This window comes from Curtobacterium subtropicum (genome assembly GCF_030362975.1).
Taxonomy (GTDB): domain Bacteria; phylum Actinomycetota; class Actinomycetes; order Actinomycetales; family Microbacteriaceae; genus Curtobacterium; species Curtobacterium subtropicum.
The window spans coordinates 224,217-244,193 of sequence record NZ_JAUCMM010000001.1; the positions used below are offsets into that span (position 1 = coordinate 224,217).

Genomic DNA, 19,977 nt, shown 5'->3' on the forward strand with positions numbered 1-19,977 from the left:
GTCGCCACGAGCCTCCCGTCCGGTGGGTCACTTCTTCAGGGCGCGGATCACCTTGCTCAGGGCCTTGCCGGTCACCCAGATGGTGGGGATGCTCACCGCGAGCAGCGAGACGAGGTTGGGCTCGAACTGCAGGTCCTGCCCCGGGCGGCGCACGTAGGCGCCGACGGGAATCGATGCGCCGCCACCGCCGCCACCGCCGTTCTCGTCGTCGCCGCCGGCGCCGAAGCCGAACCAGCCGATCGACACCGGGATCAGGGTCTGGTCGCCGACCTCGACCGGCTCCCCGTAGTTCGTCGAGACGCCCACCGGGCGCACCTTGTCTGCGATCTGACTCACGATGTTGGCCATGCGCGCGAGGCTACTCGGCGGTTCCTCCACAGGCCGGGGTCGGGCCCGCGGTGTCCACGGCTGTGGCTTGTCTGCGGACGCCGGAGGCTGGCGCCGATATGTTGACGAAACCCAGACCTGGAGGACCGTTTGCACACCTGGCCCGGCAACCCGTACCCCCTCGGGGCGACCTACGACGGCAGCGGCACGAACTTCGCCCTGTTCAGCGAGGTCGCCGACCGTGTGGAACTGTGCCTCTTCGACGACGCGGGGAACGAGGAGTGCGTCGACCTGGTCGAGGTGGACGCCCACGTCTGGCACGCGTACCTGCCCAACGTCGCCCCTGGGCAGGAGTACGGCTTCCGCGTGCACGCCCCGTACGACCCGGCCAACGGGCTGCGCGGCAACCCGAACAAGCTGCTGCTCGACCCGTACGCCAAGGCGACGAGCGGCGACATCGACTGGGACCAGGCGCTGTTCTCGTACACGTTCGGCGACCCGGACTCGACCGACGACCAGGACTCGGCGTCCCACATGATGAAGGGCGTCGTCATCAACCCGTTCTTCGACTGGCAGGGCGACCGGGCTCCCCGGATCCCGTACGGCGAGACGGTGATCTACGAGGCGCACGTCAAGGGCCTCACCGAGACGCACCCCGACGTGCCCGAGGAGCAGCGCGGTACCTACGCCGGCGTCGCCCACCCGGCCGTGATCGAGCACCTCAAGCGGCTCGGGATCACGACGCTCGAGCTCATGCCCGTGCACCAGTTCGTCAACGACTCGACGCTGCAGGAGAAGGGGCTGTCGAACTACTGGGGCTACAACACCATCGGGTTCTTCGCCCCGCACTCGCACTACTCGTCCTCCGGCGACCGCGGGCAGCAGGTGCAGGAGTTCAAGGCGATGGTCCGCGAACTCCACCGCGCGGGCATCGAGGTGGTCCTCGACGTCGTCTACAACCACACGGCAGAGGGCAACCACCTCGGCCCCACCCTGTCGTTCCGCGGCATCGACAACGCCGCCTACTACCGCCTGGTCGAGGACGACAAGCGGTACTACATGGACACGACCGGCACGGGCAACTCGCTCAACGTCGGCCACCCGCACTCGCTGCAGCTCATCATGGACTCCCTGCGCTACTGGGTCACCGAGATGCACGTCGACGGGTTCCGCTTCGACCTCGCCGCAGCGCTCGCCCGCGAGTTCTACGAGGTCGACCGACTCGCGGCCTTCTTCGAACTGGTGCAGCAGGACCCGATCGTGTCGCAGGTGAAGCTCATCGCCGAGCCGTGGGACGTCGGCCCCGGCGGGTACCAGGTCGGCAACTTCCCGCCGCAGTGGTCGGAGTGGAACGGCAAGTACCGCGACACGGTGCGCGACTTCTGGCGGGGCGAGCCCTCGACCCTCGGTGAGTTCGCCTCACGCATCTCCGGGTCGGCGGACCTGTACGAGCACGACGGCCGGACGCCCAAGGCCAGCATCAACTTCATCACCGCGCACGACGGCTTCACGCTGTACGACCTCGTCGCCTACAACGAGAAGCACAACGAGGCCAACGGCGAGGACAACAACGACGGCGAGAGCCACAACCGGTCGTGGAACTCCGGGGTCGAGGGACCGACGGACGACCCGGACGTCGCGGCGCTCCGGCTCCAGCGTCGGCGGAACTTCCTCGCCACGCTGCTGCTCAGCCAGGGTGTACCGATGATCGCCCACGGCGACGAGCTCGGCCGGACGCAGCACGGCAACAACAACGTGTACGCGCAGGACTCCGCGATCAGCTGGATCGACTGGGAGCACGCCGACGACGAACTCGTGCAGTTCACCGCCGACGTCGTGAAGCTGCGGCACGACCACCCGACCTTCCGCCGCACCCGCTACTTCAACGGCCGCCCGGTGCGCCGGGGCGAGGGCGAACCGCTGCCCGACGTCGTGTGGCTGACCCCCTCCGGCGACGCGATGGACCCGGAGGACTGGGACTCCGGCTTCGGCAAGAGCGTCGGCATGTACCTGAACGGCGAGGGCATCCGCGGGCGCGACCGCTGGGGCGAGCGCGTCACCGACGTGGCGTTCCTGACCTACTACAACGCCCACGACGACGTCGTGACGTTCACGCTGCCGCCCGAGGAGTACTCCCCCGGGTGGACCGTGCGGATCGACACGGCCGAACCCGGGGCGCGCGAGACCGTGCTCGACGCGGGGACCCCGCTCGACGTCCCGGCGCGGTCGATGATCGTGCTCCGCGCGGAGCCCGACCACGAGGTCACCACCACCGAGGTCGAGTCGGTCGAGGGCGGGCGGCAGTCCACCCCGACCAACCCTGCGGCATCGACCGCCGCGTCCGCGACCGATCCCGGGTCCGACGCGGCCCAGTCCTCCCCGTCCGCACGCGCCGCGGGCCCAGACTCCCCCGACACCGACTCGCCCGACACCGAACCCGAACCCACAGGAGCCACCGCGTGAGCGCTCGCCGCGTCCCCACGTCCACCTACCGGCTGCAGGTCACCGCCGACTTCGACCTCGCTACCGCCCAGGGCGTGGTCGACCACATCCGCACCCTCGGTGCGGACTGGGTCTACCTCTCCCCCGTGCTGCAGGCCGAACCCGGGTCCCAGCACGGTTACGACGTCGTCGACCACTCGCACGTCGACACCGAGCGTGGCGGCGACGCCGCGCTCCGGGCGCTCGCCGAGGCCGCGCACGCCGCCGGGCTGGGCGTGCTCGTCGACATCGTGCCGAACCACGTCGGCGTCGCCACCCCCGAGGCGAACCCCTGGTGGTGGTCGCTGCTCGAGTCCGGCCAGGGCTCCCCCGTCGTCTGGGCCTTCGACGTCGACTGGCAGGCCGGCGACGGTCGCATCCGCATCCCGGTGCTCGACGACCGGCTGCTCGACGCGGTCGAGCTCCGGGACGATCGGCTGTACGTCGGTGAGACCGCCTACCCGACCGCCGAGGGCACCGTGCACGACGGCGACGACGTCGAGACCGTGCACGCCCGCCAGCACTACGAGTTCGTGCACTGGAAGCGTGCCGACCACGACCTCAACTACCGCCGGTTCTTCGCCGTGAACACCCTCGCCGCCATCCGGGTCGAGGAGCCCGAGGTGTTCGCGTCCTCGCACGCCACGATCGGCGGATGGTTCCGCGACGGGCTCGTGGACGGCCTGCGCATCGACCACCCGGACGGCCTGTACGACCCCGCCGGGTACCTGCAGGACCTGCACGAGCTGACCGGCGGTGCGTACACGCTCGTCGAGAAGATCCTCGAACCGGGCGAGCAGCTCCCGTCGTCGTGGCCCGTCGACGGCACCACCGGCTACGACGCCCTCGCGGTGGTCGACCGGGTGTTCGTCGACCCCGCCGGCGAACAGCCGCTCACAGCCGCCTCCGGTGCCGAGCCGACCGACTGGCAGCAGCTCACGCACGACACCCGACGTGGGATCGCGGACGGCATCCTCGGCAGCGAGGTCCGTCGGCTCGCCCGGCTCCTCGCCCCGGTGGCGCCCGATGTGCCCGAGGACCGGATCGTCGACGCGGTCGCCGAGATCGTCGCCTCGTTCGAGGTCTACCGGACGTACCTGCCCGAGGGCGTCCACCACCTCATCGACGCCCTCGAGCGCGCAGCCGAGGCCCGTCCGGACCTCGACGACGTGATCGACCGCATCGCCCCGGCGCTCGTCGACCCGGGTCACGCGGCGGCCGTCCGGCTGCAGCAGACGTCGGGCATGGTGATGGCGAAGGGCGTCGAGGACACCGCGTTCTACCGCACGTCGCGCCTCACCACCCTGAGCGAGGTCGGCGCGGACCCGAGCCTGTTCGCCGTGTCCGTCGATGACTTCCACCAGGCACAGCGCGACCGCCAGGGCAGCTGGCCGCACACCATGACCACGCTCACCACGCACGACACCAAGCGCAGCGAGGACACCCGCGCCCGCATCACGGTGCTGGCCGAGCTGGGCTCCGAGTGGACCGCTGCACTCGAGCGCCTGCAGTCGCTCGCGCCGCTCGACGACGCCGTGTTCGCCGACCTGCTCTGGCAGGCGATCGTCGGTGCGCGGCCCGCCAGCCGCGAGCGCCTGCACGCCTACGCCGAGAAGGCCTCACGCGAAGCCGGCGACAGCACGACGTGGACCGAGCCGGACGAGGCGTTCGAGCGCCAGATGCACGCCCTGGTCGACGCGTCGTTCGACGACCCCGAGGTCGTGGCGGTGCTCGACGAGCTCGACCGGGTGGTGGACGCCGCCGGCTGGTCGAACGGTCTCGCGCAGAAGCTCGTGCAGCTCACGATGCCCGGCGTGCCGGACGTCTACCAGGGCACCGAGGGCTGGGACCGTTCGCTCGTCGACCCGGACAACCGTCGACCGGTCGACTACACGGAACTCCGACACGTGCTCGCCGGGCTCGACGGCCCCGAGGACGACGGCCCGGAGCACCTGCCGGCCATCGGGCTCGACGGTGCCGTGAAGACCCTCGTGGTCAGCCGCGCCCTGCGCCTGCGCCGTGACCACCCCGAGCTGTTCACCCGCTACCTGGGGCTCGAGGCCTCGGGGAGCGCAGCCGACCACGTGCTGGCGTTCGACCGCGGCGGTGCCGTGACCGTCGCGACCCGCCTGCCGGTCGGGCTCGAACGGGTCGGGGGCTGGGGCGACACCCTGGTGCACCCGGTGCCGCTCGACCGCGTCGACCTGCTCACCGGTCGTCGCTTCCCGGCATCCCGCGGCATCGCGCTCGCGGAACTGCTCGCCGACCTGCCGGTCGCGCTGCTCGTCCCCGCCGACCTCACCGACACCACGACGGCGGACGGTGCGGCAGCCGCCGCCTCGTCCACGTCGTCGACCACGCCCGCGCCCGCAGGGTCCGACGGCGCCGCCGTCTCCGACCAGCAGGCCGAGATCGAGATCCTGGAGGGTCACGCATGACCGTTCCCGCCCGCTACGCCGTCTGGGCGCCGAACCCCGAGCGCGTCCGCCTGGTCGTCGACGACGTCGAGTACGCGCTGACCCGCGGTGACGACGACTGGTGGAGCACCGACGAGATCGCCCCGGTGGTCGGTGCACGCTACGGCTTCCGCATCGACGACGACGATGACGTCCGGCCGGACCCCCGCAGCCGCTACCAGCCGGACGGCGTGCACGGCACGTCCGAGGTCGTCGACCCCGAGCGCTTCGCGTGGACCGACGAGGCGTGGACCGGTCGTCCCGCGCGCGGGGCCGTCATCTACGAGATGCACGTCGGCACGTACACCCCCGAGGGCACGCTCGACGCCGCCGCCGCCAAGCTCGACCACCTCGTCGAACTCGGCGTGGAGTTCGTCGAGCTCCTGCCGGTCAACGCCGTCAACGGCGAGTGGAACTGGGGCTACGACGGGGTCGGCTGGTTCGCGGTGCACCACCCGTACGGCGGTCCGGACGCCTACGACCGCTTCGTCGACACCGCCCACGCGCTGGGCCTCGGGGTCATCCAGGACGTCGTCTACAACCACCTCGGTCCGAGCGGGAACTACCTGCCGCTGTACGGTCCGTACCTGCTGCAGGGGCTCGGCAACACGTGGGGCGACTCGGTGAACGTCGAGCACCCCGAGGTCCGCCGCTACGTGCTCGACAACGTCCGCATGTGGTTCCGCGACCACCACGTCGACGGGCTCCGGCTCGATGCCGTGCACGCGATCCGGGACACCACCCGCCCGCACGTGCTGCAGGTCATGGCGTCGGAGACCGAGGCCTACAGCGAGTTCGTGGGCCGCCCGCTCTCGCTCATCGCCGAGTCCGACCTCAACGACCCGGTCATGTTCCGTCCGCAGGAGGCCTCGGGCTACGGCCTCACCGGTCAGTGGTCGGACGACTTCCACCACGCCGTCCACGTGGCCGTCACCGGTGAGACGAACGGCTACTACGCCGACTTCGAACCGCTGTCGGCGCTGGCGAAGGTCCTGGAGCACGGGTTCTTCCACGACGGCACGTGGTCGTCGTTCCGGGGCAAGCGACACGGACGACCGATCGACCGCGGCACCTCGCCCGCGACGGCGCTCGTCGTCGCGAACCAGAACCACGACCAGATCGGCAACCGCGCGGCGGGCGACCGCCTCGCCGCGACGCTCGACGACGAGTCGCTCGTCATCGCCGCGGCACTGACGCTGCTCGGCCCCTTCACCCCGATGCTGTTCATGGGCGAGGAGTTCGCGGCGACCACGCCGTGGCAGTTCTTCACCTCACACCCGGAGAAGGCGCTGGGCGAGATCACCGCGAAGGGTCGCATCGCCGAGTTCGCGGAGCACGGGTGGGACGAATCGGTCGTGCCCGACCCGCAGGACCCGACCACGTTCACGAACTCGAAGCTCGACTGGGCGGACGTCACCTCCGACCGGGGTGCGCGCATCCTCCGGGCCTACCGCGTGCTCGTCGCGCTGCGCCGGACCGAACAGGCGTTCGTCGACCACCGTTACGAGGCGAACGCCGTCCGCTTCGACGGGGACGACCGGTGGCTGGTGCTCACCCGCGGCCTGCTCGGACCCGACGCGACGCCGGTGCACGTCGTGGTGAACTTCGCCGACGACGCGGCCGAGGTGCCCGTGCCCGACTCCACCGGGGAGGAGCTCTACCGCTTCGGCGAGGCCACCGTCGAGGCGGGCGTCGTGCAGTTCTCGTCGCGGGGCGTGGTCGTCCTGCGCTGACGCCCGCTCCGCGACGGCCGTCCTCGACCCGTCCGCGAACGCTACAGTCCCCCGTGGAACCTCCACGGGGGACTGTCGCGTTCGCCGATCAGACCGGGCGAAGACCGGGCACGGACCGGGCACGCAGATCGTGCGTGTGGCTACGTCCGGACAGCGCGACCGGGCACGGAGCAGCCGGCTCAGGCCGACTGGTCCGCCACGGCGTGCGCGTTCTTGCGGACCGAGGGCAGGCGGCGGTGGTTCTTGACGACCGACCGGACCTCGCGCAGACGTCGGTCGATGCCCCACTTCGTCACCAGGGTGAGGCTCTCGCGGACGATGTTGCCGCTCATCTTCGAGACGCCGAACTCACGCTCGGTGAAGGTGATGGGCGTCTCGACGACGCGGAGGCCGGCCTCGAGGGCACGCCAGCACAGGTCGACCTGGAAGCAGTAGCCCTTCGACGCGACCCCGGCCAGGTCGATGCGCTCGAACGCCGTCGACGTGAAGACCCGGAAGCCGCCGGTCGCGTCGCGGACCGCGATGCCGAGGGCCATCCGCGTGTAGAGGTTCCCGCCGCGCGAGAGCAGCTCGCGGTACCACGGCCAGTTCTCGACCTCGCCGCCCTTGATCCAGCGTGACCCGAGGACGAGGTCGTTCGAGTCGGCGAGCTCGAGCATCCACGGCAGGTACTCCGGGTGGTGCGAGCCGTCGGCGTCCATCTCCACGAGCTTGTCGTAGCCGTGCTCGAGCCCCCACGCGAAGCCCGCGAGGTAGGCACCGCCGAGACCGTCCTTCACCGTGCGGTGCATCACGTGCACACGGTCGGTCTCGCGCGCGATCTCGTCCGCGATGTCACCGGTGCCGTCCGGGGAGTTGTCGTCCACGACGAGGACGTGGACGCTGTCGTCGGTGGCAGCCAGGGTGCGTGCGACGATCGGGCGGACGTTCTCCGCCTCGTCGTAGGTCGGGATGATGACCAGGGACGTGCTCATGGTGCTCCTTGCGCTTCGCATCGAAGGGTATCGGGTCGCTCCTGCGTCAGTCCGACGAGAGGTCTGCGAACACGATCAGATTGTCTGTGTAGTGGCCGGTGGCGGTGTCGAACGTGCCGTCGCAGGTGATCAGCCGGAGCTGCGGGGTGGGCGCGCTGCCGTAGACGTCGCTCGTGGGGAACGCCGACTTCGCCGCGCGCTCCGACCGCTCGACCGTGAAGGTGCGGGTCGTGCCGTCCGACATGGCCACGTGGATCTGGTCCCCGGCCACGAGTTCGTCGAGGCGGAAGAACACGGCGGCACTCGTCGGACTGTCGACGTGCCCGGCGATCACGGCGGGGCCGACCTGACCCGGCACGATGCCGTCGGCGAACCACCCGGCGCTGTCCCAGTCCTTCGGCGGGTCGAGCTCACCGGCTGCCCCGCGTCCGAGGTCCTCGAGCCCCGAGGAGACCCCGATCGCCGGGATCTCCACCCGAACGGGCGTCGCGGACGAGCGAGCCGCCGGAGCAGCCGGGTCCTGGAAGCCCGACGTGTCCCCGGCGCCGGAGCCGTTCGCGGCCGCACCGGGATCGGTCGACGCGGACGCGCTGCTGCCCGCTGCCGGTCGTGCGGCGGTGCCGCCGTTCCCCGTGGTCGCGACGGCCACCCCGGCGATGCCGCCGCCGACCAGCACCGCGGCGAGCACCCCGCCGACGACCGCACCGCGGCGGCCGGACCACCAGCGGGTCGGCCCCGTCGCGGCGCGACGCCCGGTCACGAGGCACCTCCCGCCTCGGTCGCGCAGCCACCGAGGACGTCCGACGTGAGCATGGTCGCGCCGAGCGCCGCCCACGCATCGCCGTAGTAGGTCGGCGTGGTCGCCGCCGTCCGGTCCATCCGGCGCAGGTCGGCGGCAGCAGCCGAGGACGATCCCGCGGCGTGCTCCGCGGCTGCCCGGGCCGCGTAGGCCAGCCCGCTCGTGTCCCCGGTCACGGCCGTCCCGCCGAGGTCGAGCTGCGCCGCGAGTTGCGTGCTCCGCTCGAGCGTGGGCGCGACGGAGCCGGCGAGGGCACGGTCGTCCGCGGAGCAGGCCTCGGCGTAGCGCAGCGGCAGACGCATGGCCTCCCACCCGTAGACGACGCTCCCCTGGTCGCCCGTCGCCGGCATCGGGTCGACCGAGCCGTCCGCGTGCACCTGCGACCAGTCGCTCGGCAGGTCGCTCTCGTCGAGCACGGCAGCCGTCGCAGCCGACGAGCCCCGCTCGAGCTCGGTCCACCGCGGGTCACCGGTGGCCCGCTCGAGGATCCGGAACGCCGCTGGCGACGCGTACGAGGCGTTGTACCGGTACGGCTCGCTGTCCGCCCACGGTCCGGGCAGCAGGATCGTGCCGAGGTCGGTCGTCGCGGTCTCGTGCTCGAGGATCGCCGACGCCACGGCCTTCCCGGCCCTCGTGTACCGCTCGTCGCCCCAGCGCTCCCCCGCGAGCACGAGGGCCCGGGCCGCGTCGAGGTCGGCGTCGCTCGCGGACTGCTCGTCGGCGACGCCGTCCTCGGGGGTCCACCGCCACGCGAGGAGGTCGTCGTCGGTCACCAGGTGCCGCTCCGTCCACGACCAGATCTCCCCGAAGGTCTCCCGGTCGTCGTTGGCGTACGCGATGAGCAGGCCGTACGCCTGCCCTTCGCTGACGGTGTCGCCGCCCTGGTCGGTGCGGACGACACGGCCGTCCCGGACGTAGTCGTCGAGGAACTCCGTGCGGAGCTGCGCCGCGCTGCGGTCGACGTCGGGTGCCGGCGACGAGGTCGCGCTCGACGTCGCCCCGGCCTGCGGCACGGTGTCGCTCCACGGGCGGACGGCGACGAGGGCGACGCCCACGGCGACGACGACCGCCGCCGCGGCGGTGATGGGGATCCAGGTCCTGCGGGTCATGCCGGCACCTCTTCCGGGGTGGTCGGGGACGGTCGGACGGGAGGCGCGGTGCACGCGGGCGGACCGGCTGCGGTGATCCGCGCCTCCAGGCCGGACCGACGGGTCACGCGATCCGTCGGCGGCCCGTCGGTCAGTGGAACAGCGAACGGACCGCCGCGACGACCGCGTGCGTGAACTCGGTGAACGGACGGTCGGCGGCCGCGCCGCCGCCACCGGTCTGCACGCCGCCGGACGGGGTCGCTGCCGTGGCGGCCGCGTCGGTGACGGGCACGACGGTCAGGTCGCCCTTGCTGTCGTCGAGGACGAAGAGCGTGGAGACGGTGTTGCCGGCGAGGTCGACCTCGGCGGTCCCGCGCTGGCCGCTGCCGGAGACGTCGAGGTCCCACTTGCCGGCACCGACCGTCGCGTACTGCGTCGCGGTGCCGAAGGCGGCGTCCTCGGCGATGGCGGTGCCGTCGGTGGTGCTGACGTCGACCTCCTTCGCGGTGGTCGCTGCCTGCACGAGCCGGAGCTTCGCCTTGCCGTCGCCGGGCTGCTGCAGGTCGTCGGTGAACGCCGTGGTCTTGAGGTCGGCGTTCTTGCCGTAGGCGACGACCGTGTTCGCGTTGCCCTCCTGCACCTGGACGTCGGTCGAGATCACCGGGGTGGAGTCGGGGGCGTCGGCGGCGCGCATCGACAGGACGTAGGTGCCGACCGGGAGTTCCTGGTAGGGGCTGACCTGGCCGTAGGTGACGTCGTCGAGCTCGAAGACCGTCTTGCCGCCCGACAGGCTCGTGAGCTCGACGTCGACGCCCTTGGTGTCCGGGGAGAGGTGGCCGACGCGGAGCCAGCCCTCGTCGGTGCCGGTCGCGGCCGAGGCGGTCTGCGGTACGGCGAGGCCGACGGTGGCGGCGACGACGGCCGCAGCGATCCCGGCGACGACGAGCGGACGGCGGGCGGTGGTGCGTGCGGTGGTGCCGGTGGTGGTGCGTGCGGCGGTGCCGGTGGTGGTGCGTGCGTGCATCGTGGTGCTCCTTCGGTTCGGGAGGTGCTGCGTGGTGCTGGCGGGTGCTGGTCGGCGTCGGCGGCGGTTGCACGAGCGGGCGGTTCCTGCTCGGGCTCGGGACCCGCGCTGCCGGTTCCGCCCGCTCGGCCCCGGACGAGGGACGGGAGCGCGGGGCGGTTGCGCGAGCGGGCGGTTCCTGCTCGGACCCGGGACCCGCGCTGCCGGTTCCGCCCCCTCGGCCCCGGACGAGGGACGGGAGCGCGGGGCGGTGGCGCGAGCGGGCGGTTCCTGCTCGGGCTCGGGACCCGCGCTGCCGGTTCCGCCCGCTCGCACGGGGTCCGGGTCAGGTCGCGCTGGTCGGCGTCGTCGTGGGGTCGGACGGGGCGTAGGTCACGACGACACGATCGCCGTCGCGCTCCACGTCGGTCGGGCGGATCCCGTCGCTCATGGCGTCGAACGTGGCGACGGCACGAGCAGCATCTGCCCGGTCGGCGGCCTGCACGATGAGTCGACGGAAGGGCTGGCCGTCCTCACCCGTGAGCGGGCGGAATCGTTCGACCGTCACGGACCGGTCCGCGAGCACCTGACCGAGGGCGAGCATCGCGCGCGAGTCGACCTGCCCGGCGCGGAACTGCGACTTCGTGCCCTCGTCGGCCCGCAGCGCAGGGTTCTGCGCAAGCTCGGTGCCCATCGCCTTCCGCCCGTTCGCCGATGCGGTGATGGCCTCGTCGGCAGCGGCGAGTCCCTCGGCGTGGATGCGCCGGACGTCGACCTGCTGGTCGCCGGTGCCGAACGTGGCCACGCTCGTCGAGTTCCGGATGGCCTGCGTCACGTCCTGCGAGGAGTTCCCGCCGGTGCGCATCGAGTCCGTCGTGACGACGTAGTCCGAGTCCTTCCACCCGTTCGGCGACTGACGCTGCACGGCGGCGTCGGTGTCGAGCTTGTAGTACCAGATCACGTTGTTCCTGGCGAAGCCGTCGCGCACGAGGTCGACCCACATGGCGTCGTCCACGAGCAGCCGCGAGGACTTCGGGACGTTGTCGCCCACCCACTGCTCGGCCTGCTGCATCGGCAGGTCGAGGTTGCTCGACAGGAACCCGCGGAGCTGTGCGCCCCACAGCGGGACGGCGACCACGAGTGCTGCGGCGGTGACGACGGCCCACGTCGCACCGAGGCTCCGACGGGCGACGCCGCGGACGCGGGTCCGTGCGTTGCTGCGCGTCCGGCCGGCCATGGCGAGGACCGCCCGCTCGGCGGTGTACGCGACGAGCAGCGCCGCGAAGGGCACGAGCATGATCACGTACGGCACGGGCAGGTACCCGTTCGGGCGGAACATCATCGCGAGCAGGAACACGAGCATCGCGGCGATCGGGCGGACCCGGCGCAGGAAGAGCCCGACGACCGCGGCGACCGAGCCGAGCACGATGAACACGGGGTCGAGCGCCCACCACTGGGCGGCGGCCTGGTTCGCCAGGCTGCCGGCGTCGAACACCGAGCCGGAGGCGGTGCGCGACCCGAGCTGGTACGTGATGCCCTCGAGCAGACTGACGCGGCCCGCGCCGGGCAGGAGCTCGCCCTTCACGGCGGCGAGCAGCAGGTACCCGCCACCGATCACGACGAGCACGGCCCCGGCGACGCTGAGCGTGTAGCGCCGGGTGCTCCGGTCGGCGCGACGGACCGCGATCCAGATCAGGAACGGCAGCGCCAGCAGGTAGGTCTCCTTGGAGAGCACCGCGATGCCGAGGCAGGCGGCGGCACCGGCGAACCCGGCGAGCTGCTGCCGACGGCTGAGCACGAGGACGAACGCGGCGAGGAGCCACGGCGTCGCGACGTTGTCGATGTAGACCGTGCGGTGGTACTGCAGGGCCAGCGGCGAGAGGGCGAAGACGAGCCCCGCCACCGCTGCCGTCGCGCGACCTGCGCCCAGTCGGCGCGCGAGCACGAAGAGCAGCAGGCTCGAGACCGCGGCGAAGAAGACCATCGCCTCACGGGCGGCCTCGACGGCGAACGGGTAGCGCGTGAACGCGCCGGTCAGTGCCGTGTACGCCGCGATCTGGATCCAGCCCAGCGGCGGGTGGTCGTACCAGTACGTGTAGTGGGTGATCTCGCCGAGGTTGGTGATCGCCCACGCCTGAGCGGTGTAGGTCCCCTCGTCGTCGATGCGCTGCGGCGTGCCGGACATGTTCCAGAGCTGCACCGTGACGGTGACGGCGAGCACGGGGAGCAGCCAGGCGAGGCTCGCCGCGTGGACCCGGAACCAACCGCGGACCCCGGAGAGCGACCCGGCGCCCCGGACGGGGATGCCGGTGGTGTGGGTGAGGCTGGCGGTCATCGGGCACCTCCCGCGGACGAGCCGGCGAGCTCACGCTCGGACGACGACGACGACGAAGCAGCAGCCGAACCGGTCAGCTCGGATGCGAACCCGACGACCTCGGACTGCCCGCCACCGGTGCGGTGCTGTCCGGTGTGCTCGGTCTTCTCCCACCCGTTCTGCCCCTTCACGTGGCGGACGACGGCACGGACGGCCGCTGCGGCGAGGAACACCTGGTACGGCACGAGGCCGAGGACGAGCTTCACGTAGTCGCGGATGCGGACCTTCTCCTTGTAGATGCGGCCGAACTCGTTGAGCCCGACGACCTCGACGGCGAGCAGCATGAGCGTCGGCGCCACCGGGATGAACGAGATGAGCGCGACCGGGGTCGGCACCTTGACGAAGAGGATCATCAGGACACTGAGCGGGATGAGCAGCCCGGTCGCGGCCTGGATGAAGGGCATCGTCAGCATGTAGCGGGCGAAGAAGCGCTGACGGAAGGACGGCAGCTTCTTCCACTCCCCCTTGCCGAGGACCTGCAGGAACCCCTGGTTCCACCGGGTCCGCTGCTTGAGCAGGGACGCGAAGGTGGGCGGGGTCTCCTCGCGAGTGACGGCCTCGGGGCTGTAGGCCACGACGACCTTCGCCCCGTCGGCGGAGAGCCGGACGCCGAGCTCGCAGTCCTCGGCGAGGCAGTGCGCGTCCCAGCCGTTCGACCACTCGAGCCGCTCGCGGGTCACGAACACGGTGTTGCCGCCGAGCGGGATGAACTTCGAGCCGGCGTGGAAGTGGAGGCGCGAGCGGAACCAGAAGTAGTACTCGAGCACGTTGCGCAGCGACCACCAGCTCGACTTGAAGTTCATCAGCTGCACGCCGCCCTGCACGACGTCGGCGCCGGTCTCCTGGAACCGCGAGTCGACGAGCGACAGGAGCTTCGGGTAGACCTCGTCCTCGGCGTCGAACACCCCGACGACGTCACCGGTGGCGTACTGCAGCGCGAGGTTCATCGCCTTCGGCTTGTTCTTCGGTGCGGTGTCGTCGACGACCACTCGGATCAGCTCCGGGTGCCGGGCGGCGGCGGCGCGCACCACGGCGTCGGTCTCCGGGTCGTCCTCGCCGACGATCGCGATGATCTCGAAGTCGGGGTGGTCCTGCTTCGCGAGCATGTCGAGCGTCTCGCCCATCACGTCCTGCTCGTGCCGACCGGGCACGAGCAGCGTGAAGCGGTGCGCCGCGGGACGCGGCGTCTGGCTGAAGCTCGTCGACTTGAGCGCGTCGCGCGACCGCCAGGCGTGCAGCATCCACCACAGCGTGGTGAGCGCGATCACCGTGAGCAGCACGGAGACGGCGATGAGCGCGGAGTACCCGATCCACTCACCCAGCGACCAGGCGACCTGCGGGGCCTGCCCCGAGCCTCCCGTCGGGACGTCCGTGGTCCCGCGGTTCGGGAGGTTCCCGGCGGGCCCGGTCCCCTCGTTCGGCTGCAGCAGCGGCCCGGCGGCCGTCAGCAGCGTGGCGGTGATGGTCATGCGGCGTGCTCCTTCGCGTGAGCGTCGGTGGAACGGAAGACGAGGGCCTTGTACGCGACGAACCGGAAGACGGTGCCGAGGACGAGGCCCACCCCGTTGCCGGCGACGTTGTCGGCGAGGGTCGAGGTGAAGCCGAGGACGTAGTGCGAGACGAACAGGCAGGCCGCGGCGATGCCGAGGCCGACGACGTTCGTGACGGCGAAGAGGAGCCCCTCGCGGAGGGTCTCCTTCCGGCCGACCTGCCGCTGCGAGCGGAACGTGATGGAGCGGTTCGCCAACCAGGCGACCGCGGTGGCGACGACGGCGGAGACGATCTTCGCGGCGATCGGACCGTCGGGCAGGACGGTAGCGCGCAGCAGGTTGTAGACGCCGAGGTCGATGAGGAAGCAGACGGCGCCGATGGTGCCGAACGAGGCGAGCTGCGTCGCCGTGGCGCGCAGGCCGGAGGCGACCGTCGGTCGGGTCACGGTCGCCGCAGGGCCGGCGGGCGCCGCTGGGTGGGCAGCGCGTGCAGCGGGGACTGCAACGGGGGTCGGCACCGACCCGGTGCCGGGTGGCACCAGAACGGGGGTGTCGGTTCGGGTCATGCCCCCTCTTCGGGGGCACGCAACGGGGTGGTTTGGGTGGGGTACAAGGTCTGCCAGGACCCTGCCAGTTCCGCGACACCTGCTGTTCATCCGTGAACATCTGTCAGCGTTTCGGCTGATCAGGGCTGAGGTGCACAGTCCGTCTGGACGGTCGCCGATGACGGGTGACGACTGGACGACGGACGGGAGGCACGGTGCCAGCTGGCACCGTGCCTCCCGTCCGTCGGTCGGTCGCGCGTTACGCGGGGCGCTTCTCCGGGCTGACCGTCTTGCTCGCGTCGCGTTCCGGGATGTCGCCGAGCGCGTCGTCGATCGCGGCCAGCGCGTCGGCGTCGAGGGTGACGCCCGCTGCCTTGACGTTGTCCGTGACCTGCTCGGGGCGGGACGCACCGACGATCGCGGAGGCGACGTTCGGGTTCTGCAGCGTCCACGCGATGGCGAGCTGGGCGAGCGTCAGGCCGGCCTGGTCGGCGACCGGCTGCAGGCGCTGCACGGCCTCGAGGACCTCGTCGCGCATGAACCGCTTGATCATGTCCGCGCCGCCCTTCTCGTCGGTGGCGCGGGAGCCTTCGGGGGCCGGCTGGCCCGGCTTGTACTTGCCCGTCAGCACGCCCTGTGCGATCGGCGACCAGACGATCTGGCTGAGGCCGAGCTGCTTCGACGCGGGGACGACCTCGCCCTCGATGACGCGCCACAGCATCGAGTACTGCGGCTGGTTCGAGATGAGCTGGAAGCCGAGCTCCTTCGCCAGTGCCGCACCGGCGCGGATCTGCTCGGCGTTCCACTCGCTGACGCCGATGTAGAGCGCCTTGCCCTGGCGGACGACGTCCGCGAAGGCCTGCATGGTCTCCTCGAGCGGGGTCTCGTGGTCGTAGCGGTGCGCCTGGTAGAGGTCGACGTAGTCGGTCTGGAGGCGCTCGAGCGAGCCGTCGATCGACTCCATGATGTGCTTGCGGGAGAGGCCGACGTCGTTGTGCCCCTTCGGCCCGGTCGGCCAGTACACCTTCGTGAAGATCTCGAGCGACTGGCGGCGCTCGGCCTTGAGCGCCTCGCCGAGGACCGTCTCCGCCGCGGTGTTGGCGTAGGTGTCGGCGGTGTCGAACGTGGTGATGCCCGCGTCGAGCGCTGCCCGCACGCACTGGGTGGCGACGTCGTTCTCGACCTGCGAGCCGTGCGTCAGCCAGTTGCCGTAGGTGATCTCGGAGATCTTGAGTCCGGAGTTGCCCAGGTACCTGAATTCCATGGTCCTGACGCTAGTGGAGCGAGCGCTCTCGTGAGGGGGTGTGGGAGTACCTGTGGACAGCGAGCGGGCGGAAGGCGCCGGACGGGCCGCGAGTCCATGGCCGGTTCCGCCCGCTCGCCCGGACCCGCCTCACTCGGCCGGTTCCCCGTCGCTCGGCCGGACTTCCGTCGCTCGGCCGTGGGGTGCTGCGTGTCGTCACCACCCCGTTCGTGAGTGGGCGGATTCGGGGCCACGCGCCTCCCGACCCCGTCCGGATCCGCCCGTTCGCGCGAGAGAGCGGAACGGTCACCACCAGCTGCCCACGCCGGCCCGGACCTGCCCGTTCGTGAGTGGGCGGATTCGGGGCCACTCGCCGCCCGGCCCCGTCCGGATCTACCCGTTCGCGTGAGTGAGCGGAACGGTCACCACCAGCTGCTCACCCCTGCCTGGACCCGCCCGTTCGTGAGTGGGCAGATTCGGGGCCACGCGCCGCCCGGCACCGTCCGATCCTGCCCGCTCGCGCGAACGGGCAGCACCACCCGATTCCTGCACAGCGAGCCGCGCGCCGCGCCTGTCCACACTCGAGCAGCTCGCGCCCCGACCGACAGGAGAACGCTGCCACGCTCGCTGCATGCCCATCGCCGATCGCTTCCCACCAGCCCTCCGCGGACGGCCGTTCCGCGTCCGCGAGGCACTGCGCCGCGGCGTCCCGGCCAGCCGGCTCCGCTCGAGACGGCTCAGCCACCCCTTCCACGGCACACGCTGCTGGACCCCTCCCGCCTCCCACGCGGAACGTGCTCGAGCAGTCGCCCCGCGGCTCCGGCACGATCAGGCCTTCAGCCACACCACGGCCGCGCAGCTCCTCGGCATCCCGCTCCCTCGCAGGCTCGAGGCCGACCAGCGCATCCACGTGACGACCATCGGGAAGGACCAGGCGATCCGCGTACGCGGGACCGTCGGGCATCGCACGCGAGCACACCTGGCGAGCATGGTGCGGTCAGGGACGACGCGGATCGTGGACCCGGCGACCACCTTCGTCATGCTGGCGGCGTTCCTCACCGTCGACGAACTCGTCGTCGCCGGCGACGCCCTGGTCGGCTGGTTGAACTGGTGCACCGTCGACGAGCTCGCAACCGTCGTCGATCGACACCGTGGCGGGAGGCACATCCGCAAGGCGCGCGCTGCTCTCATCGAGGTGCGACCGGGCTCACGGAGCCCCGGAGAGACACGCCTCCGACTGGCCCTGCTCCGGCGTGGACTCCCCGAGCCGACACTGAACCACGACGTGGTCGCCGCCGGAAGGTGGATCGCGTGCGTCGACCTCGCGTACCCGGATGCTCGGGTGGCGATCGAGTACGAGAGCGACCTGCATCGGTCCGACCCGCGAACGTTCCGCAAGGACCTGACACGAGGCGAGCACCTGAAGGACGTCGACTGGTGGCTGGTGCGTGCGACCGCGGAGGACGTCGGCCCGATGGCCGACGCATTCGCGCAGCGCATCCGGAAGCTGCTGACGACCGGCACGGCCGGGAGGCACGACACGCGTTCACGACATCTCCTGGCGTCGATCTCGTGAACATTGGTTGACGCTTCAACCAATCAGGTGCAGAATGGGCTACAGTTCATTTCGATGCAGGCGCATGCAGTTGCTCGCCTGCTCGGGGACCGCAGACCAACGCTCTCGTAAGGAGTCACCATGACGCTCACCGCCTCCGCCATCCCGGGCTACCAGACCGGTACCTGGAAGATCGACCCGACCCACTCCGAGGTCACCTTCTCGGTCCGCCACCTCGCGATCAGCAAGGTCAAGGGCTCGTTCGAGCGCTTCGACGCGACGCTCGTCACCGCCGACAACCCCCTCGACTCGACGCTCGAGGCATCGATCGACGTCGCGAGCATCAACACCAACCAGGCACAGCGCGACCAGCACCTCGCCACCGGTGACTTCTTCCTCACCGAGGAGCACCCGCAGATGGTCTTCAAGTCGACCGGCATCCGCGAGGACGGCGACGACATGCTCATCGACGGCACGCTGACCCTTCGCGGTGTCACCAAGGACGTCACCCTGAAGACCGAGTTCGGTGGCGTGACCACCGACGGCTACGGCCAGGTGAAGCTCGGTGCCGAGGCGACCACGAAGATCGATCGCACCGAGTTCGGCGTGAACTGGAACGCGGCGCTCGAGGCGGGCGGCTTCACGCTCGGCAACGACGTCACGATCAACCTCGACGTGCAGTTCGTCCTCCAGGCGGCCTGACCTCCGAGTCCCTGACCCACGGTCGCCCTCCCACCCCGAGCGGGAACGACCGCGGACACCGAACGAAGTACCTGCAGTACCCGGCGAACGGCCCGGCTCCTCCCCCACGGAGCCGGGCCGTTCGGCGTTCCCGTGTGCGTCCGTGCGGGGCGCAGAAAGTGACGTCAGCCGACTGGTCAGTCGTCCAACCGGGCGCAACCACGAACGGGCCTCTTCCGCGCACACTGTGCCTGCTCCGCGCTGGTTCCGCCAGCCCGAGCGCGAACGAACCTCCTCGTGCGACTCGCCCCCACCTCGTCCTCTCCCGGTCCGAGGCACCGACCACGGCACCGACCACGAGCGGGCCTTCCCTGTGGATGACACCGCCGCTGACGACTTCTCCTGCCCGATCGCCAGCGACTTCCACCTCGACTCGATGAGCTTTCGTCCCGGGGCGCGAGCGCCCGCGCGTGCTGATCCCGAGCGGGCGTACCTTGTCACCTGTCACAGCACGGGAATCGCCCACTCGTCAGTCCCGTTGCACCCCGCACCCCGCACCACGCACCGACCGAAGAGGAGCACCACATGGCCACCGACTGGATCCGGCTGCAGTCGCTCGCCGTCGCCGAGTTCGGCCGCCGCGTTGCTGCCGTGAGCGACTGGGATGCATCGACGCCCGACTCCGAGTGGACCACGCGCGATCTGGTGACACACGTCATCGACGAGCAGCGCTGGATCCCGAAACTCCTGACGGGATGCGACTACGCCCAGGCCGAAGCCGACCTCGAACCGATCGGCGACGACCTGGCGAGCGAGTGGGCGAAGTTCGCAACCGCGGCGTCCAGCGCGTGGCAGAACGCGCCCGCTGACACCCCCGTGCACCTCAGCACTGACGTCGTCCGCGCCGACGAGTACCTCACCGAGCAGACGAGTGACATCACGATCCACACGTGGGACCTCGCACGTGCCACCGGTACGGACGAAGCACTGCCCGACGAACTCGTCCGTGCGGTCTGGGAGTACTTCGAGCCGCAGGTCCACGACCTCGCGGCGACCGGGCTCTACGCCGCGCCCGTCCAGGTCGACGACGACGCGCCACTGCAGGTCCGCCTGCTCGCGGTCACAGGTCGCGATGCCAGGGTGAACGTCTGACGTTCGACGCCTCCGTCCGATGCCAGCGGGCGGATCCGGAGCCGGACACCGCGGAGACGAACAGGTTCCGCCCGCC

General features: G+C 71.1%; 15 protein-coding genes. 6 read left to right on the forward strand and 9 right to left on the reverse strand.

Going from position 1 to position 19,977, the window contains the following annotated elements; translation table 11 throughout:
* Positions 1-27 precede the first annotated feature (27 nt).
* The gene (locus tag QUG98_RS01065; RefSeq protein WP_289468801.1) at positions 28-348 is read right to left on the reverse strand and encodes a spore germination protein GerW family protein; all 321 of its coding nucleotides are present in this window, start codon (positions 346-348) and stop codon (positions 28-30) included.
* A 129-nt stretch (positions 349-477) separates the two neighbouring features.
* Here QUG98_RS01065 and glgX point away from each other — a divergent pair, with 129 nt between their 5' ends.
* The 3 genes from glgX to treZ are packed head-to-tail and all read left to right on the forward strand — an operon-like array spanning position 478 to position 6,997.
* Positions 478-2,790, forward strand: a complete 2,313-nt coding sequence (gene glgX, locus QUG98_RS01070; RefSeq protein WP_289468802.1) for a glycogen debranching protein GlgX — start codon at positions 478-480, stop codon at positions 2,788-2,790.
* Positions 2,787-5,246 (forward strand): malto-oligosyltrehalose synthase, encoded by a 2,460-nt coding sequence (gene treY / locus QUG98_RS01075; RefSeq protein WP_289468803.1) that lies wholly within the window; start codon positions 2,787-2,789, stop codon positions 5,244-5,246. The genes glgX and treY overlap by 4 nt, the downstream gene beginning before the upstream one ends.
* On the forward strand, positions 5,243-6,997 hold the full coding sequence (treZ, locus tag QUG98_RS01080; RefSeq protein ID WP_289468804.1) for a malto-oligosyltrehalose trehalohydrolase: 1,755 nt from the start codon (positions 5,243-5,245) through the stop codon (positions 6,995-6,997). Before treY ends, treZ begins: the two co-directional genes overlap by 4 nt.
* A 179-nt stretch (positions 6,998-7,176) precedes the next feature.
* Here treZ and QUG98_RS01085 read toward each other — a convergent pair whose 3' ends face one another.
* The 8 genes from QUG98_RS01085 to QUG98_RS01120 form a co-directional block, all read right to left on the reverse strand.
* Positions 7,177-7,971, reverse strand: a complete 795-nt coding sequence (locus QUG98_RS01085; RefSeq protein ID WP_289468805.1) for a polyprenol monophosphomannose synthase — start codon at positions 7,969-7,971, stop codon at positions 7,177-7,179.
* 46 nt (positions 7,972-8,017) lie between these two features.
* On the reverse strand, positions 8,018-8,731 hold the full coding sequence (locus QUG98_RS01090) for a class F sortase (RefSeq protein WP_289468806.1): 714 nt from the start codon (positions 8,729-8,731) through the stop codon (positions 8,018-8,020).
* Positions 8,728-9,879, reverse strand: a complete 1,152-nt coding sequence (locus tag QUG98_RS01095; protein ID WP_289468807.1) for a family 8 glycosyl hydrolase — start codon at positions 9,877-9,879, stop codon at positions 8,728-8,730. Before QUG98_RS01095 ends, QUG98_RS01090 begins: the two co-directional genes overlap by 4 nt.
* A 130-nt stretch (positions 9,880-10,009) precedes the next feature.
* Positions 10,010-10,882, reverse strand: coding sequence for a DUF4397 domain-containing protein (locus QUG98_RS01100; protein ID WP_289468808.1), 873 nt, complete (start codon positions 10,880-10,882; stop codon positions 10,010-10,012).
* 325 nt (positions 10,883-11,207) lie between these two features.
* Positions 11,208-13,196: an ArnT family glycosyltransferase gene (locus tag QUG98_RS01105; protein ID WP_289468809.1), complete on the reverse strand. Its 1,989-nt coding sequence runs from the start codon at positions 13,194-13,196 to the stop codon at positions 11,208-11,210.
* Positions 13,193-14,704: a glycosyltransferase gene (locus QUG98_RS01110; protein ID WP_289468810.1), complete on the reverse strand. Its 1,512-nt coding sequence runs from the start codon at positions 14,702-14,704 to the stop codon at positions 13,193-13,195. Before QUG98_RS01110 ends, QUG98_RS01105 begins: the two co-directional genes overlap by 4 nt.
* Entirely contained in the window at positions 14,701-15,291 is a 591-nt protein-coding gene (locus tag QUG98_RS01115) for a GtrA family protein (RefSeq protein WP_289468811.1), read from the reverse strand. Before QUG98_RS01115 ends, QUG98_RS01110 begins: the two co-directional genes overlap by 4 nt.
* Positions 15,292-15,529: 238 nt before the next feature.
* A complete protein-coding gene (locus QUG98_RS01120) occupies positions 15,530-16,534 on the reverse strand; it encodes an aldo/keto reductase family protein (protein ID WP_058750614.1) in 1,005 nt (334 codons plus the stop codon).
* 610 nt (positions 16,535-17,144) lie between these two features.
* Between QUG98_RS01120 and QUG98_RS01125 the strand changes: the two genes are divergently transcribed.
* The 3 genes from QUG98_RS01125 (at position 17,145) to QUG98_RS01135 (ending at position 19,901) form a co-directional block, all read left to right on the forward strand.
* Positions 17,145-18,089 (forward strand): hypothetical protein, encoded by a 945-nt coding sequence (locus QUG98_RS01125; protein ID WP_289468812.1) that lies wholly within the window; start codon positions 17,145-17,147, stop codon positions 18,087-18,089.
* A gap of 120 nt (positions 18,090-18,209) precedes the next feature.
* Positions 18,210-18,770: a YceI family protein gene (locus QUG98_RS01130; protein ID WP_058727641.1), complete on the forward strand. Its 561-nt coding sequence runs from the start codon at positions 18,210-18,212 to the stop codon at positions 18,768-18,770.
* A gap of 564 nt (positions 18,771-19,334) precedes the next feature.
* Positions 19,335-19,901: a TIGR03086 family metal-binding protein gene (locus tag QUG98_RS01135; RefSeq protein ID WP_289468813.1), complete on the forward strand. Its 567-nt coding sequence runs from the start codon at positions 19,335-19,337 to the stop codon at positions 19,899-19,901.
* Positions 19,902-19,977: the final 76 nt, after the last annotated feature.

Bases quoted from the DNA above. Each gene is read 5' to 3' on its own strand.
- QUG98_RS01115 (WP_289468811.1), bottom strand. From the start codon at position 15,291: ATGACCCGAACCGACACCCCCGTTCTGGTGCCACCCGGCACCGGGTCG.
- QUG98_RS01120 (WP_058750614.1), bottom strand. From the start codon at position 16,534: ATGGAATTCAGGTACCTGGGCAACTCCGGACTCAAGATCTCCGAGATC.
- QUG98_RS01100 (WP_289468808.1), bottom strand. From the start codon at position 10,882: ATGCACGCACGCACCACCACCGGCACCGCCGCACGCACCACCACCGGC.
- QUG98_RS01135 (WP_289468813.1), top strand. From the start codon at position 19,335: ATGGCCACCGACTGGATCCGGCTGCAGTCGCTCGCCGTCGCCGAGTTC.
- QUG98_RS01110 (WP_289468810.1), bottom strand. From the start codon at position 14,704: ATGACCATCACCGCCACGCTGCTGACGGCCGCCGGGCCGCTGCTGCAG.
- QUG98_RS01105 (WP_289468809.1), bottom strand. From the start codon at position 13,196: ATGACCGCCAGCCTCACCCACACCACCGGCATCCCCGTCCGGGGCGCC.
- QUG98_RS01085 (WP_289468805.1), bottom strand. From the start codon at position 7,971: ATGAGCACGTCCCTGGTCATCATCCCGACCTACGACGAGGCGGAGAAC.
- QUG98_RS01130 (WP_058727641.1), top strand. From the start codon at position 18,210: ATGACGCTCACCGCCTCCGCCATCCCGGGCTACCAGACCGGTACCTGG.
- treZ (WP_289468804.1), top strand. From the start codon at position 5,243: ATGACCGTTCCCGCCCGCTACGCCGTCTGGGCGCCGAACCCCGAGCGC.
- QUG98_RS01125 (WP_289468812.1), top strand. From the start codon at position 17,145: ATGCCCATCGCCGATCGCTTCCCACCAGCCCTCCGCGGACGGCCGTTC.
- QUG98_RS01095 (WP_289468807.1), bottom strand. From the start codon at position 9,879: ATGACCCGCAGGACCTGGATCCCCATCACCGCCGCGGCGGCGGTCGTC.
- QUG98_RS01065 (WP_289468801.1), bottom strand. From the start codon at position 348: ATGGCCAACATCGTGAGTCAGATCGCAGACAAGGTGCGCCCGGTGGGC.